The organism is Planktothrix tepida PCC 9214, assembly GCF_900009145.1.
Taxonomy (GTDB): Bacteria; Cyanobacteriota; Cyanobacteriia; order Cyanobacteriales; family Microcoleaceae; genus Planktothrix; species Planktothrix tepida.
This window is the reverse complement of record NZ_LN889802.1, coordinates 264,193-278,441: the sequence shown is the minus strand read 5'-3', so window position 1 is coordinate 278,441 and position 14,249 is coordinate 264,193. Positions and strand designations below refer to the sequence as shown.

At 41.4% G+C, this 14,249-nt stretch carries 14 protein-coding genes and 1 pseudogene; 7 read left to right on the top strand and 8 right to left on the bottom strand.

Annotated elements, in window-relative coordinates; genetic code table 11:
- Nucleotides 1-92: 92 nt before the first annotated feature.
- The 3 genes and pseudogenes from PL9214_RS15450 to ltrA all read right to left on the bottom strand — a co-directional run bounded on the left by PL9214_RS15450 (nucleotide 93) and on the right by ltrA (nucleotide 2,710).
- A complete protein-coding gene (locus PL9214_RS15450) occupies nucleotides 93-620 on the bottom strand; it encodes a tetratricopeptide repeat protein (RefSeq protein WP_072719669.1) in 528 nt (175 codons plus the stop codon).
- Between the two features lie 12 nt (nucleotides 621-632).
- Nucleotides 633-914: pseudogene (ssb, locus tag PL9214_RS15445) on the bottom strand (single-stranded DNA-binding protein); the annotation flags it as partial.
- Nucleotides 915-1,021: 107 nt separating this feature from the next.
- Entirely contained in the window at nucleotides 1,022-2,710 is a 1,689-nt protein-coding gene (gene ltrA, locus PL9214_RS15440) for a group II intron reverse transcriptase/maturase (RefSeq protein WP_072719668.1), read from the bottom strand.
- Between the two features lie 1,184 nt (nucleotides 2,711-3,894).
- Here ltrA and PL9214_RS15435 point away from each other — a divergent pair.
- The 4 genes from PL9214_RS15435 to argB all read left to right on the top strand — a co-directional run bounded on the left by PL9214_RS15435 (nucleotide 3,895) and on the right by argB (nucleotide 7,575).
- Nucleotides 3,895-4,902, top strand: a complete 1,008-nt coding sequence (locus PL9214_RS15435) for a rod shape-determining protein (RefSeq protein ID WP_186440372.1) — start codon at nucleotides 3,895-3,897, stop codon at nucleotides 4,900-4,902.
- A 76-nt stretch (nucleotides 4,903-4,978) separates the two neighbouring features.
- Nucleotides 4,979-5,797 carry a rod shape-determining protein MreC gene (gene mreC / locus PL9214_RS15430; protein WP_072719666.1) on the top strand — a complete coding sequence of 273 codons (819 nt, stop codon included), beginning with the start codon at nucleotides 4,979-4,981 and terminating at the stop codon, nucleotides 5,795-5,797.
- 266 nt (nucleotides 5,798-6,063) lie between these two features.
- On the top strand, nucleotides 6,064-6,603 hold the full coding sequence (gene mreD / locus PL9214_RS15425) for a rod shape-determining protein MreD (RefSeq protein WP_072719665.1): 540 nt from the start codon (nucleotides 6,064-6,066) through the stop codon (nucleotides 6,601-6,603).
- Between the two features lie 78 nt (nucleotides 6,604-6,681).
- Nucleotides 6,682-7,575 carry an acetylglutamate kinase gene (argB, locus tag PL9214_RS15420; protein ID WP_072719664.1) on the top strand — a complete coding sequence of 298 codons (894 nt, stop codon included), beginning with the start codon at nucleotides 6,682-6,684 and terminating at the stop codon, nucleotides 7,573-7,575.
- Nucleotides 7,576-7,645: 70 nt separating this feature from the next.
- Here argB and psbQ read toward each other — a convergent pair whose 3' ends face one another.
- The 4 genes from psbQ to ilvN all read right to left on the bottom strand — a co-directional run bounded on the left by psbQ (nucleotide 7,646) and on the right by ilvN (nucleotide 10,130).
- Nucleotides 7,646-8,125 (bottom strand): photosystem II protein PsbQ, encoded by a 480-nt coding sequence (gene psbQ / locus PL9214_RS15415; protein WP_245824260.1) that lies wholly within the window; start codon nucleotides 8,123-8,125, stop codon nucleotides 7,646-7,648.
- Nucleotides 8,126-8,298: 173 nt separating this feature from the next.
- Entirely contained in the window at nucleotides 8,299-8,970 is a 672-nt protein-coding gene (locus tag PL9214_RS32335; protein ID WP_245824259.1) for a hypothetical protein, read from the bottom strand.
- On the bottom strand, nucleotides 8,960-9,415 hold the full coding sequence (locus PL9214_RS32330; RefSeq protein WP_245824258.1) for a hypothetical protein: 456 nt from the start codon (nucleotides 9,413-9,415) through the stop codon (nucleotides 8,960-8,962). The genes PL9214_RS32335 and PL9214_RS32330 overlap by 11 nt, the downstream gene beginning before the upstream one ends.
- A gap of 184 nt (nucleotides 9,416-9,599) precedes the next feature.
- A complete protein-coding gene (ilvN, locus tag PL9214_RS15405; RefSeq protein WP_072719663.1) occupies nucleotides 9,600-10,130 on the bottom strand; it encodes an acetolactate synthase small subunit in 531 nt (176 codons plus the stop codon).
- A gap of 420 nt (nucleotides 10,131-10,550) precedes the next feature.
- Here ilvN and crtH point away from each other — a divergent pair, with 420 nt between their 5' ends.
- Nucleotides 10,551-12,095 (top strand): carotenoid isomerase, encoded by a 1,545-nt coding sequence (gene crtH, locus PL9214_RS15400; protein WP_072719662.1) that lies wholly within the window; start codon nucleotides 10,551-10,553, stop codon nucleotides 12,093-12,095.
- A 15-nt stretch (nucleotides 12,096-12,110) separates the two neighbouring features.
- On the opposite strand, the gene pyrF is transcribed toward crtH, so the two are convergent.
- A complete protein-coding gene (gene pyrF / locus PL9214_RS15395) occupies nucleotides 12,111-12,818 on the bottom strand; it encodes an orotidine-5'-phosphate decarboxylase (protein WP_072719661.1) in 708 nt (235 codons plus the stop codon).
- 215 nt (nucleotides 12,819-13,033) lie between these two features.
- On the opposite strand from pyrF, the gene PL9214_RS15390 reads away from it, so the two are divergent.
- Together PL9214_RS15390 and PL9214_RS15385 are read left to right on the top strand one after the other, a co-directional pair.
- The gene (locus PL9214_RS15390) at nucleotides 13,034-13,438 is read left to right on the top strand and encodes a RusA family crossover junction endodeoxyribonuclease (protein ID WP_083580044.1); all 405 of its coding nucleotides are present in this window, start codon (nucleotides 13,034-13,036) and stop codon (nucleotides 13,436-13,438) included.
- Nucleotides 13,435-14,121, top strand: coding sequence for a hypothetical protein (locus tag PL9214_RS15385; protein ID WP_072719659.1), 687 nt, complete (start codon nucleotides 13,435-13,437; stop codon nucleotides 14,119-14,121). Before PL9214_RS15390 ends, PL9214_RS15385 begins: the two co-directional genes overlap by 4 nt.
- Nucleotides 14,122-14,249 lie beyond the last annotated feature (128 nt).

Below are 14,249 nucleotides of genomic sequence, written 5' to 3'. Positions count from 1 at the left end.
ATTAACATCAATACTCAGTCTATCAGGTTTGTTGCCGAAAATATGACAGTGAATGCCCCTGCTCAAAGTTTATAGCAGGGGGAATATTCAAGTTAAAAGGAGCCTAGCCAAAATAACCCACCACTGATGAGCAACATCATGATTAACGCCACCCACAAAAAGTAATTGTCTTGGGTTTTTACCCCCTCGATATTGCTCACAAACACCGGAGGAGAGGATTTAGAAACAGACTGAGTTGATGTTACCGGATAAGCTTGGGAGCGCGAATCTTCCTTCTCATCGAGATGATTTAAATCAGGAATTTTCACAAATCCCTCTGGGTCAATATAGAGTTTGGGTGCTTCTAACACTTCTCGTAACCGACGCGCCTGTTGACGGGTCGCAACGGTCGGATGACGAATCAACTGTTTGCACAGGGCGAGAGCCTCCGACCGATGACCAGAGGCTTCTAACGCTGTCACTAACCAGATTTGGATTTCTCCACCCAGACGAGAATTAGAGTCCACAGCTTCACGAGCTTGTTCTAAATATTGAACAGAGTCTCGATAACGTCCCTGTTCAAACGCCAATTGACCCGCTTGGTATTGACTTTGGATGATGTCTAATGATTCTTGAGCCACAATATTCTCGTCTTAAAACTCATCGTAAGTGTTCCGAGGTGCGCCTTCTTCATCCCGTTTAGAACTCAGTAACTCTAAGTCTTCAACCGAAATTAAGGGTTTAGAACGCTGAAGTCCGGTATTGCGATCTTGCCAATGGTCAAATTTTAATGCCCCTTTAATCCCAATTAAAGTCCCCTTGCGGACATAGTTAGCCGCTACTTCTGCGGTTTTGTTCCACAGTTCAAGATCGAACCAATCCGGCTCATCGGTTTTGCTACTACGACGTCTGACAGCGAGTGTGAATTTACAGACGACTTTGCCCGACTATTAGAGTCGATAGGGATGTCGCCATTCCTACCTCTCGTTCAGAACCGTGCATGAAACTTTCGCTTCACACGGCTCCTCAGTGACTTGGCTGGTTAGAGTACCTCTTTATTCGCGTGTCTGATATCGTGACAGTGCGTATGTAGTAATTCAAGATTCTTCGTTTTGTTATTCGCTCGATTTCTGTCAATATGATGGATTTCAAGCAAGTCAATACTAATGAATCTCAGATTACAGTGGTTACATTTTCCTTCTTGTTTTTTAAGAAGTTTGGATGCCATATTTCTTAGCATTGGATGTTGGCTTAATCTTTGTCCCCAATATATCCAATCTCCGTTAAAAGGACTTTTTGTGTCTTTTACTTTGATATGGCGACGAATTTTCATGTTCTGGTGTTTTTCCAGTACATATTTGTTATCGGGGGTGATAAATATCCAGCCTAATCCTCTGTTGACTCCCCAGTATTTTGAGACGGTTTCAGTTTTATTCTGTCCTCGTCCACTTCTGCTGTTAGCCCATCCTCTTAGTTTGGAAAAAATTATGCTGTCGATTTTGCTGAAGGTATTGGCACTGGCTACCGTTGAGTAGTAAGCTGCCCATCCTCGTATTACCGGGTTTAGGGCGTTTATAACTTGCTCTTGGCTTGAGTTACGATTCCTTCTTAGTAAATCGTCAATATTATCCAAATGTCTTTGGATGGCTTCTTTACTGGGTTTGATGAGCGTTTTATGTCCTCTCTTTAATTCGGTTCCACCAATTGACCCACTTTGTTTATCACTAACTGGGTATTGCCGAATATTGAAACCTAGAAAGTCAAATCCCACTTTACCTTCGTATTTTTCAAAAGTGTGAGTGATTCTAGTTTTGCTTTCTTTGAGAGTTAGCCCCATTTCTTTTAACCATTCTTTGATTACTGATTTTGCTTCGAGGATTACATCTAAATCTTCATCCATGATTACAAAATCATCGGCATATCTAACAAAGCTTATATCCCGCTTTTGTTTAGTTTTGCTGACTCTTCGTTTGAATTTACCTTCTAAGGCGTTTTCCATCCCGTGTAAAGCTATATTTGCCAATAATGGCGTTATATCGCCTCCTTGGGGAGTTTCTTCATGGGTTGGAAATAATTTTTCGCCTGCCATTGCCCCAGATTTTAGCCATGCTTTAATTTGCCGTCTAAAAGTGGGTGAGGTGTTCAACTTTTCGAGTAGTTTCTCATGGTTAATTTGGTCAAAACATTTTTCAATATCGGCATCAAGAACATATTTCGGTTTTTGAACGATGCCATTGTATATTGCCGCTATTGCGTCATGTGCTGACCGTCCTGGTCTGAATCCATAAGAGTTAGGCTCAAATTTAGCCTCCCATTCGGGTTCAAGTGCCAGTTTCATTAGGGCTTGTTTCGCTCTATCTGTCATCGTAGGTATTCCAAGAGGTCTTTTTTCCTCTTTGCCTGGTTTTGGAATCCATACCCTTTTAGTGGGGTCGGATTTGTCATTGAAGTGTAACTCTTTGGCTAACCTGATTTTCTGAGGATTGCGAAGACGCTTTATCCCATCAAAGCCGGGAGTATTTTTACCCTTGTTATCTTGGGTCACTTTCCTGACAGCCAAAGCTTTGGCGTACCACGAATTAGTCAACAGCCTTTGTAACTTACGAACTGCCTTAACATCACCACGTTCAGAGGCTTGATAGATTCTCTTTTGAAGCTTGAAAACATATCTCTGGGCTTTTGCCCAGTTTATTGTTTCCCATTCATACATCGGTTTAATAGCCGTGTCCATGACGTTTTTACCTTTACTCGATTTTCTATCTCCAAATCACCGTGATTCCGTCAGCATATCCTTTAGCTTTCCTAAAGGCGTTGGCTTCTGAATCAATCTCGCTTCTTGGCATCATGCGGCTTGACTGCCTACTCAGGTATTCGACCTCCTGAGAGATTACCGAGAAGTTATCCCGTTCCTAATTCCTGCTTTACGGCGAGGTTAGAGTCCTGCTATCCACCGGGTTTCTTTGGGAATGCTCTAGGTCAAACTTCGAGTTGCCTAGCCCTTATCCTTGCCTTTTGGCCCAGCCCATAACCCACGTAGGCTGTTGTCAATAACGATGGTTCAATCGCAGATTCAGTTTTCCTTACTCATACTCACCTCACTAGAAGGGATTCCCTGTTGGGTTCAGAGTTACCTCCGTTATGCCCCGCTTCACCAGTTTGATGGTCAGTCTCCCCAGTGGGGGCATTGCTTCGTCTCGCATTTAGACGATGGGAATTGTATTATTAAGATTTTGTTAAGATTTATGTTTCTGTAACACTCCTTAATAATTCTCACCCACTCAGGAATTAAGTTGTCAAGGTCTTGTATGTTTGTACAATTCCTTGCAAGCGTTACACCATCAAGGTTGATGACTTTTACGCTTAACGGGTCGCACCAAAATATTTAACTTCGGGATCTCTGCCAGCACGACCAACCAAGGTAACGATATTTAGACTCATTATTTTGAATTAATAATTGACTAATAATTAACGATTGCGAATGATGTACGGGTATTAACAACCCTGATGGTATTGTATTCGATTTCACCGTGGGTTGTTGATGATTAACTATTGATTCACCCTCATCCCCTCATCCCCTTATCCCCTTATCCCTTGGTCTCCATAACCGAGAATCAATCCTGATCCGGTCTTTGAGCCAACGAACTATGGCTATAGTTAAGAGAAGGATAGCTCTTGCTGATTCATGCTAGAAGCGGGATGACTAGACGCAAACACCAAAACGTAATAAAATTCACATCGGTTACTCGCTCTTGGGGACACTCCGAATCAGCAAAGAACCACTTTAGCATCCCTCGTCTAACATTCTGATTAACGCGGGAATCTGTCAAACTTCTATCAGACTTTGTTAAAAAAAATCGTATATTGGGGGCGTAAATAATAGTGGGTCTTTTTAGTCGTTTTTCTTTATCGCGGGACATGGGTATTGACCTGGGTACCGCTAATACGCTGGTTTATGTATCGGGTAAAGGGATTGTACTACAAGAACCCTCTGTAGTTGCCATTGACCAACAGGAAAAGATCCCCTTGGCTGTTGGAGAAGAAGCCAAAAAAATGTTGGGTCGGACGCCAGAAAATGTAATTGCGCTGCGACCTCTACGAGATGGGGTGATTGCGGATTTTGATGTTGCTGAACAAATGCTGAAACATTTTATTCGGCGAGTCCATGATGGAAAAACCCTGATTGCTCCTCGAATTGTGATTGGTATTCCCAGTGGAGTAACGGGAGTAGAACGGCGAGCAGTGATTGAAGCAGCGTCCCAAGCCGGAGCCAGAGATGTCCGACTGATTGAAGAACCCATAGCTGCTGCTATTGGTGCAGGTTTACCCGTTGCGGAACCGACGGGAAATATGATTGTGGATATTGGGGGGGGAACCACCGAAGTCGCGGTTCTGAGTTTACAAGGAACGGTCTTGAGTGAATCGGTGCGGGTGGCAGGAGACGAACTCAACGATGCTATCATCCAGTATATGAAAAAAGTTCATAACTTGGTGATTGGAGAGCAAACGGCTGAGGAGATCAAAGTCAAGATGGGTTCAGCCTATCCCACCTATGCGGATGAAGAATTGATCATGGAAGTGCGGGGAATTCATTTATTATCGGGTTTACCCCGAACCGTGACGATTAAAGCACCGGAAGTTCGGGAAAGTATGTCAGAGCCATTATCCATTATTATTGATGCGGTTAAACGAACCTTAGAGCGGACTCCCCCAGAACTGGCAGCTGATATTATTGATCGGGGTATTATGTTGGCAGGGGGCGGAGCTTTACTCAAGGGAATTGATACCTTAATCAGTCATGAAACCGGAATTATTACCCATATTGCCGCTGATCCTTTGTGTTGTGTGGTGTTGGGAACAGGTCGGGTGTTAGAAAACTTTAAACAACTAGAACGGGTATTTACTGGAGGTTCTCGTAATCTCTAGGTGATATTCTTGGGGAAGTAGGGGATGGAAAATTTTTACCATCCTCAATTTTTTTAAGCGTTTAATGGTCTGATGTATGGAAACACGGAGTTGGTGGAATCGGAGTCGGAATCAATGGATTTTACTGGGTTTAGCTGTTTTAGCGGCTTGGTTAGTCCGACAAACCCAAGGGGCGGCGTTATATGAAATGTATTATTGGTTAACTCGTCCCTTTCATTTAGCAACATCAACGGTTACAGAACAAGAGAAAATTGTTCGACAAATTGATCCTCGAATTAATCAGTTAGAAGCCCAAATTCAAGAATTACAAACCCAAAATCAAAAGTTTCAAGAACTTTTAAATTATGTGGCTTCTAAAAAACAAGATAAAGGAATTGTTTCTCCTGTAATCGGTCGCAGTGCAGATTCCTGGTGGAAACAAATTATTATCGGTCGTGGGAGTCGGCAAGGAATTCAAAATCAAGATTTAGTTGTGGCACCTGGGGGATTAATCGGACGAGTTATCAGTGTCACGCCTAATACTAGCACAGTCATGCTTCTGAGTGATCCGATGAGTCGCATTGGTGTCACAGTAAGCCGCAGTCGCAATATGGGATTTCTGAAGGGAAATGCGACGGAGCAAGGCGTGATGGAATTTTTTGAAAGTGATCCCAATGTTAAGGTGGGAGATGTGGTTGTAACGTCCGCTTTTAGTCAGCTTGTACCCGCTGGTTTACCCATTGGAAAAGTTGTTTCTTTAGATATGAATAAAGCTCCTGCTCCTGAAGCGATTGTTGAATTTTTTGTGCCGATTTCTTCTTTAGAATGGGTGATTATTTATCCTAATCAAAAAAACTCTTCGGAATCGAATAAAACTCTTAATCCTTCTGTACAACCTATTCCCCCAGGACAATAAATTTAACGTTTAAATTAAATTCTAGGGTTGGGGCTATTCACGTTAATTTATTCCTAAAACTCCTGTATCATTCAAAAAATAGTGATTTTTAATGAATTAATTCCCTAAATATAGCAATCCGCGCCTTCGAGACGGAGGTTGTAATAATTTAAAACTGATATGAAACAGCCAAAAGTATTATCCCTGTTGCCTGTTGCCTGTTCCCTGTTCCCTGTTCCCTTTTGAACCGAAATTTTGGATACAACTCAAATAGGATTGCTATATTCATGTTTTTTAAACCGAATCAAGTTTTAAATTGGACTGTTACCATTATTTCCTTAATGGTTTGTATGTGGTTATCTTTGGTTCGTATCCCTGGCTTAGAATTGTTTGGGATTACTCCAAACTGGGTGTTAATTTGGCTGGTGGCTTGGAGTATTAAACGAACTTTACTCGAAGCCGTTATTGGAGGTTTAAGCTGTGGATTAATTTTAGATGGATTAACCCGCGTTCAACCTTCCCATATCCTTCCTTTTATTGCTGTTGCCGTTTTAACCGTTGTGATTTACAGACGGATTATCAAAAAAATTCAGGAGGATTTTATTTCTGTTGCTTTGATTGTTTTTGGCATGGCTGTTATCGTAGAAACGATTCGAGGTTTACAATTTAGTGCCTTTGGTTATTCTAATTTGGAACAACTGTGGCTGCATCAACAACGGGTGGCACTGTCAACGGCCATTCTGAGCAGTTTGTGGGCTCCTGTCATCTATTTGCCGCTTAGTCGTTGGTGGGCATTTATGGAACCCTCAAATCAACTAAAATCTTAGGGGCGGGTTCGGTGAGATCTTGACCTAATTAACCAAAACCCTAATGAATCCGTCTCTAAACGTGCTCAGGAAATTTCTATGCTTAAATATAGCGACTTCGACAAAACCGAAACGGCGATTCGCGCTAAAGTCCTTAGTGAAGCGCTCCCCTATATTCAAAAGTTTTCCAATCGTACTATTGTAGTGAAATATGGTGGGGCTGCGATGAAGGACAGTACCCTCAAAGATAAGGTGATGCAAGATATTGTCTTACTTTCCTTTGTCGGAATTCGAGTGGTGGTGGTTCATGGAGGTGGCCCGGAAATTAACAGTTGGTTGGGAAAACTGGGAATTGAACCTCAATTTAAAAATGGGTTGCGCGTGACGGATGCAGCAACGATGGATGTGGTGGAAATGGTGTTAGTGGGTCGAGTGAATAAGGAAATTGTTTCTCTGATTAACCAAGCTGGAGGAGAAGCCGTTGGGTTATGCGGGAAAGATGCCAATTTAATTAAAGCTCGTCCTCAAGGTCAAGCTGATATTGGGTTTGTGGGAGAAGTCAGTAGTGTTAATACTAAATTATTAGAATCTTTGGTCAGTAGTGGTTATATTCCTGTTGTTTCTAGTGTCGCAACGGATGAAAATGGACAGGCTTATAATATGAATGCCGATACGGTTGCGGGGGAAATTGCGGCGGCTTTGGGTGCTGAAAAGTTAATTCTGTTAACGGATACGGCTGGAATTTTAGAGGATTATCATAATCCTGATACTTTAATTGCCCAAGTTAATATTCAGGAAGCTCGACAATTAATTGACCAAGGGATTGTTTCGGGTGGCATGATTCCTAAAGTGACTTGTTGTGTCAGAAGTTTAGCCCAAGGAGTCCGGGCGGCTCATATTTTAGATGGTCGTGTTCCCCATGCGTTATTACAAGAAGTGTTCACGGATGCCGGGATAGGAACAATGATTGTTGCTTCGGAATTTATGCTTTAAAAATCGAATAGAGACGTGATATTTCACGCCTCTATTGTCTCAAATTTATTCCAGATTCAACGAATGTTCCTTAAGCTTGAGGAACTAAACTCAAAAATGAATCTAAATCTTTGAGTGCTTCTTCATATCCTGACGCAGCTTTTACCGGGTCACGATTTTCTGCTGCTTTGGTCACTTCAACTAAGTGTTCAAACACTTCTCTCGACAGTTTGCGGGCTTTCGGTTGGGCATCGGGCAACAAATTTTTAGTAATATAATTCATTTCTTGCAACAATGAACCTAATGGCCCATGCACAAAGGTGTCCACTTGTACCCAATTCCGAGCGCTAATATACCGAGGAAGTTCGGTGGTAAAGCGATCGCGCAGGGCTAAAATATCAGTGTTATGTTTTTGGATCTGTTGAATTTGAATTTCCGTGTAGGTTTTAGGAATTTCCACTTTCGGAGAACTACAACCGACGACAAATGTTGTAACTAGGGCTAAAATACAAGCCAGAAGTGAACGATAACGTTTCATATCCCAAATATTTTGAGTTGAATAAAAAAACACAACAGTCCCTCAACCCTTCCGAGTGGGGATGTTACTATTGTTGCAGATTAGGGGGACAGTTAATAATCCTCTCTCCTCTGCTGACCTTGGATCAAGGTAAAAATTGCTTAAGATCAACGTTTTCTACCTGGATCATCCGGGAGCGAAATGTCCCTGAGTTCATCTTTAAAGGATTAATTTCTAGCTTTAAAATCTTTGAATTTGGTCTGAAATTCGTACATCAACCGATTAACATTATTGGTTTGGCTGGGAACAATATCATATTCCCATTTACGTTTCCGACTGGCTAACAGTTTTGCCACGGGATTAGACGCACTATTAGATACAAAATAACAATCCCCAGCTACTCTTAATTCTGAAGAAAAGGCAATAAAAGCTTGAGCAAATTCTAGGCGCAATTCCGAGGCATAATGTTGACAATCGATGGCGAGAAAAATTCGAGAGGCGCGAGGTTCTCGTTTATTAGTGCGACAACTATCGGCTTCCATTTTATAAAGAACACAAACATCACAATCATACAACACCCTTAACCGACCATGAATTTTAACTCCGACATGAATTTCTAACGGAGGTTTTTGTTCAAATTCAATCACAGCATGGGTATAAGGTTGGGTGAGATCATAAATTTGTCCAGCCCGTCTACGAAATACTAAGGTTTCAGGATTTCGTTTCAAAACATCTTTATAATAAACAAAAGCTCCTTCATTCCGGGCTGCTTTCACAATAATATTGAAAATGTAAAATTTAAACCAATCGTTCAGATCTTTAGCCGTTTTGAGATCAGGATTTAAACTTTGTTTTAACTGTTGATTGATATTTTCGAGTAAGGCTGTATTAATTGACATCGCTTCCAATCTCCTGACGTAATTGTCCCAATAATTTTTGTAATTCTTGAATTTTTTGTTTTCGGCTATTAACGGATTCAATATTATATTTAAACAGTTTCCCTTTTCCATCCACCGATGAGGTAAACCTTAATTCGGGTTTTAAATCAGAAGTTGTCGCTTCATGGCTAAAAATATCCATGATTTCACCTTCAATTTCTCCGGTATGAATCACCGATTTTTCAATCGCATAAATCAACAGTAACAATTGTTCTTGGGGGGTATAATAACTTAATTTTAAATCAGGAGATTTTCGACCGGATACAATCTCTTCAGTGGTTTTTCCCGCGCTAATAACATCGGCGACTTGTTCTGTTACCCACCCCAATTTTATAGAATTTAACATCTCTATCAGCGCGTTATAAACGGCTGAACAATCTTCTTCATTCATGACGTTAATGTTCATAACTTTAACTGATCAGCCTCGACACTGCGTGAACACTCACCTTGATCTATTCTAACGGATTTTCTGGAATAATGACTTAAAAATCAACATTTCTTTAAAAAGGAAAATCATATCCCCCCCTAACTTTATGCTGAAGGGGGGAAGTGGACAGTCCTCATCTCTGGTTTTCAGAAACCGGGAAGTCCTAGAACCGAGCTTCAACAGGAGCTTGAGTTTTGAGGAATTCGGTATTCACGCCCGACTCCCGCACCAAGACAATTTTACCCGTGCGAGCAATTTCCCGAATACCAAAGCGGCTTAAGACTTGGACAATGGCTACCATTTTTCCAGGGTCGCCGACGACTTCGATGGTCAGGGAGTCATCGCCAATATCAACAACCCGCGCTCGGAAAATTTGGGCTAACTCAATAATTTCTGAGCGAGTAGTGCTGCTATTGTAATTGACCTTTAATAGCATCAACTCTCGTTCCACGCAGGGAACCTCGGTAATATCCTGCACTTTGAGAACATTGATCAGTTTGTAGAGTTGTTTAGTCAACTGTTCAATAATGTGGTCATCTCCTGGAACAACCATTGTAATTCGAGAAATACCAGATTGTTCAGCAGGGCCTACGGCTAAACTCTCAATATTGAAACCTCGACGCGCAAACAAACCTGCAATTCGCGTCAGGACTCCGGCTTCATCTTCTACTAGAACAGATAGGGTGTGTTTCATGTTTCTACAAGTTAACGTGGGACTATACAGCCCACTTAAAACCTAAAAGTTAGACTAAGTATATTTTTTGCTCCATAGTGACATCCTATAACGACAAAGCTATAAACCCAAATTTTTACTCAATATTTTAAAAAATGTAACTATAAGTTGACAATTATTTTCAATAAGACTATAGTAAATTGTAGTGTTNTTGGGAGAGGAGGGGGTTAAGAGTTATAGCACTACGCATTACAGTTAGGAAATTTTTGAATCCTGAAACCCTTTCACTTCTTACTGTTCCCTGTTCGCTGTTCCCTGTTACCTAAAGCGTAGCGCCATAGTGGTTAAGGGTTTTTGGGGGAAGTGTGAAGATTGAACTCTCTGAATTGGGCGGAAGACGCTACACTGTAGAGTCAGGAAATGCTTAAGAGAGTTGACCCGATGCCTGTTTCTACGCCATTCCAGTCTTTTGCTGAATATAGTTCTGACGCCTATCAGGAATTTGACGTGATTGTCATTGGTTCTGGTATTGGAGGACTGGTGACTGCGACCCAATTAGCTGCGAAGGGCGCAAAAGTTCTTGTGTTGGAAAGCTATATCATCCCCGGTGGAAGTTCTGCATATTTTGAACGAGAGGGATATCGATTTGATGTCGGTGCGTCGATGATTTTTGGCTTTGGGGACAAAGGAACTACCAATCTTCTCACTCGTGCGTTACAAGCGGTAAACGTTACCTTAGAGACGATTCCCGACCCGGTTCAAATCCACTATCATCTACCCCATGATCTGACATTGAGAGTTCACCGGAATTATGAGAAATTTTTGCAAGAACTCATTACCCGGTTCCCCCACGAAGAAAAAGGAATTCGTAAATTTTATGATGAATGCTGGAACGTCTTTAACTGTTTGAACTCAATGGAGTTGCTGTCCTTGGAAGAACCTCGTTACTTAATGCGGGTGTTTTTCCAAGAGCCCGGATCTTGTTTAGGGTTAGTGCAGTATCTTCCCCAAAACGTCGGGGATATAGCGAAACGTTATATTACTGATCCTGAACTTTTAAAATTTATCGATATTGAATGTTACTGCTGGTCAGTGGTTCCGGCGGATTTAACTCCGATGATCAACGCTGGAATGGTATTTTCCGATCGCCATTATGGAGGAATTAATTATCCTAAAGGAGGCGTCGGTCAAATCGCCCTGAAATTAGTGGAAGGATTAGAAAAATTCGGGGGACAAATTGAATATAAAGCTAGAGTTAAACAAATTTTGCTAGAAAACGGAAAAGCGGTAGGTGTGCAGCTTGTTGATGGCACAGTTTATCGAGGAAAACGCATCGTTTCTAATGCGACTCGTTGGGATACCTTTGGTAAGTTAATCCCCCCGGAATTAATTCCTAGGGCTGAACATAAATGGCGAGAACGTTATCAAAAATCTCCGAGTTTCTTGAGTTTACATTTAGGAGTAGAAGCGTCTGTCTTACCCCCGGAAACGGATTGTCACCATATTATTGTTAAAGATTGGGAAAAAATGGAGGAACCAGAAGGAACAATTTTTGTCTCCATTCCTACTTTATTAGATCCGAGTTTAGCTCCAAAAGGGTATCATATTGTTCATACCTTTACCCCTAGTTGGATTGATGAGTGGGAAAAATTACCAGAGTCAGAATATGAAGCTAAAAAAGAAGAAGCCGCAGGTAGAATTATTAATCAGTTAGAAACCTTTTTTCCGGGGTTAGATGCGGGGTTAGATTATATGGAAGTGGGAACGGCACGATCGCATCGTCGCTTTTTGAACCGACAGGATGGAACCTATGGCCCCATTCCCGCCTACAAGTTAAAGGGACTCCTAGGAATGCCCTTTAACCGCACGTCAATTCGAGGGCTATATTGTGTCGGTGATAGCACCTTCCCCGGCCAAGGATTAAACGCTGTTGCCTTCTCCGGCTTCGCCTGTGCTCATCGGGTCGCTGTTGATTTGGGATTATAAACTCACCGTCAACAATCAACTTATTTCCTCAACAATTCGTTGTAGGGCAGTTGTGGGGTCATCTGAGGCGGTGATCGGACGTCCGATGACAAGATAATCGGCTCCGGCTTTGAGAGCTTGGGCGGGGGTAAAGGTGCGTTGTTGATCGCCGCGTTCTGACCAAGCGGGACGTACCCCAGGACAGACGAATAAAAACTCATTTCCGCAGGTTTGACGGAGTTGGGAGACTTCCAGGGGGGAACAAACGGCTCCTGCTAACCCGCTTTCTTGAGCTAATAAAGCCATATTTAATGTATATTCTGGTAATTCTAAAGGGACTTTTAAATCAAAGGCTAAATCCCTGGAATTTAAACTCGTTAATAGGGTAATGGCGATTAATTTGGGGGTGGGATACCCGGCTTCATTTGCTCCCTCTTCTGCTGCTTTTTGGGCTGCTTTTAAGGCTGTTTTTCCGGCGGTTGCATGAACGGTGATTAAATCAACCCCATATCGGGATGCAGATCGACAAGCTCCGGCTACAGTATTGGGAATATCATGGAATTTTAAATCAAGAAAAATACGTTTTTGTTGAGCTTTGAGGAAGGTTAGAATTTCGGGGCCACAACTGACGAATAATTCTAAACCGACTTTCCAAAATGTGACTTGAGGCAGTTTTTCAACCAGTGCGATCGCCTCTTCTTGAGTTGGAACATCTAAGGGAACAATAATTTTGTCTAAGCTCATGAGATTCTCTGACCCTAATTTTCTGGTTTTATTCTATCAAATTGTAGTCAGCTTTTTAGGAGTAGAAGTCAAGAGATTCGATGAATTCGAGAAATAATTTCCGCTACTTTTTGCTGTTTCATAGACGTTTAAAATTATTACAATCTCGGCGCGAATTACTATAGCTAAGAGAGAGTGTAAGTTATAGACAGGATTCGTTTGGGGTAATTAACACATTGAGCAAATTTGAGTTTATAGTAGATGGGCCACCAGTATCACAACAAGCTCGTAGACGAGAGCGTCTTAGAGAATGGAAAGCAACAGTACGACAAGAGGCGGAAAAATACTGGTCTTCGGATCAACAAACCGCTACTGGATTTGTTATGCTGCAAATAACCTATTTCTACGATTCTGTGGCTATAGATGTGGATAATATAGTTAAACCCATTCAAGATTCAATTATCGGGTTAGCCTATGTCGATGATGGTCAAGTAACCGATATTATCGTTAGGAAGAGGAATTTGTCAGGTAACTTTAAGATAGAAAATATGACCTCGATATTGGCAGAAGGCTTTGCCCGTGGGAATCAATTTTTGCATATTGTCGTACTTGATGCTCCTGACCAAGAGGTACTTATATGATATCAACTTTAACTGCCAAGCAGGAAAGAGAACAATTACTCAAATTAGCCGAGAATTATTGCCAAAAAGGTTATGAGATTTTCCTTCATCCTAACCTTGAAGAATTACCTGATTTCCTGAAAAGTTATCGTCCTGATCTGATAGTCCGTCGGGGCGAAGAAGCAGTCGTTATTGAGGTTAAGTCCCGCGCTTCACTCAACTCTTACTCTGATCAATATTTACAAAATTTAGCCCAAGCAGTAGAAAAACATCCGGGCTGGAGGTTTGAGTTTGTGATGATTAACCCGGAGGATATAACCTATTCCCCGAAAGCAGAATATTCGTTGCAAAAAGATGAAATTGAATCACAATTGCAAGTAGTAAAGCAACTAACAACGCAACATTTAGAATCAGCGATGTTGTATTGTTGGTCTTTAGTTGAGGCAACTTTAAGGTTAATTACAGAAAAAGAAGAATTGAGTTTACAAAGACTTGATCCACTTTATTTAGTCAAACAACTAGCAACAGAGGGCATAATTTCTCAATCTGAGTATCGGTTACTCATGGATGCGATCTCATTCCGTAACGCTATTGCTCATGGTTTTAAAACGACACAACTTACGCAAAATTTTGTCTATGAACTGATTGAAATTACGGAGAAACTCTTGAAAGATTTGCAGACAAGTGATGAATTAATTAACTGAATATCGCCAATTACTCCCATTCAAACAGGAATTGATAAAAATTGAACCCAAGCGCCCAAATAATGAGAAAATAACAGAACTGAGATCGCCCAGATCCCAGTAAAACGCACTTATTCAAGATTTAATAA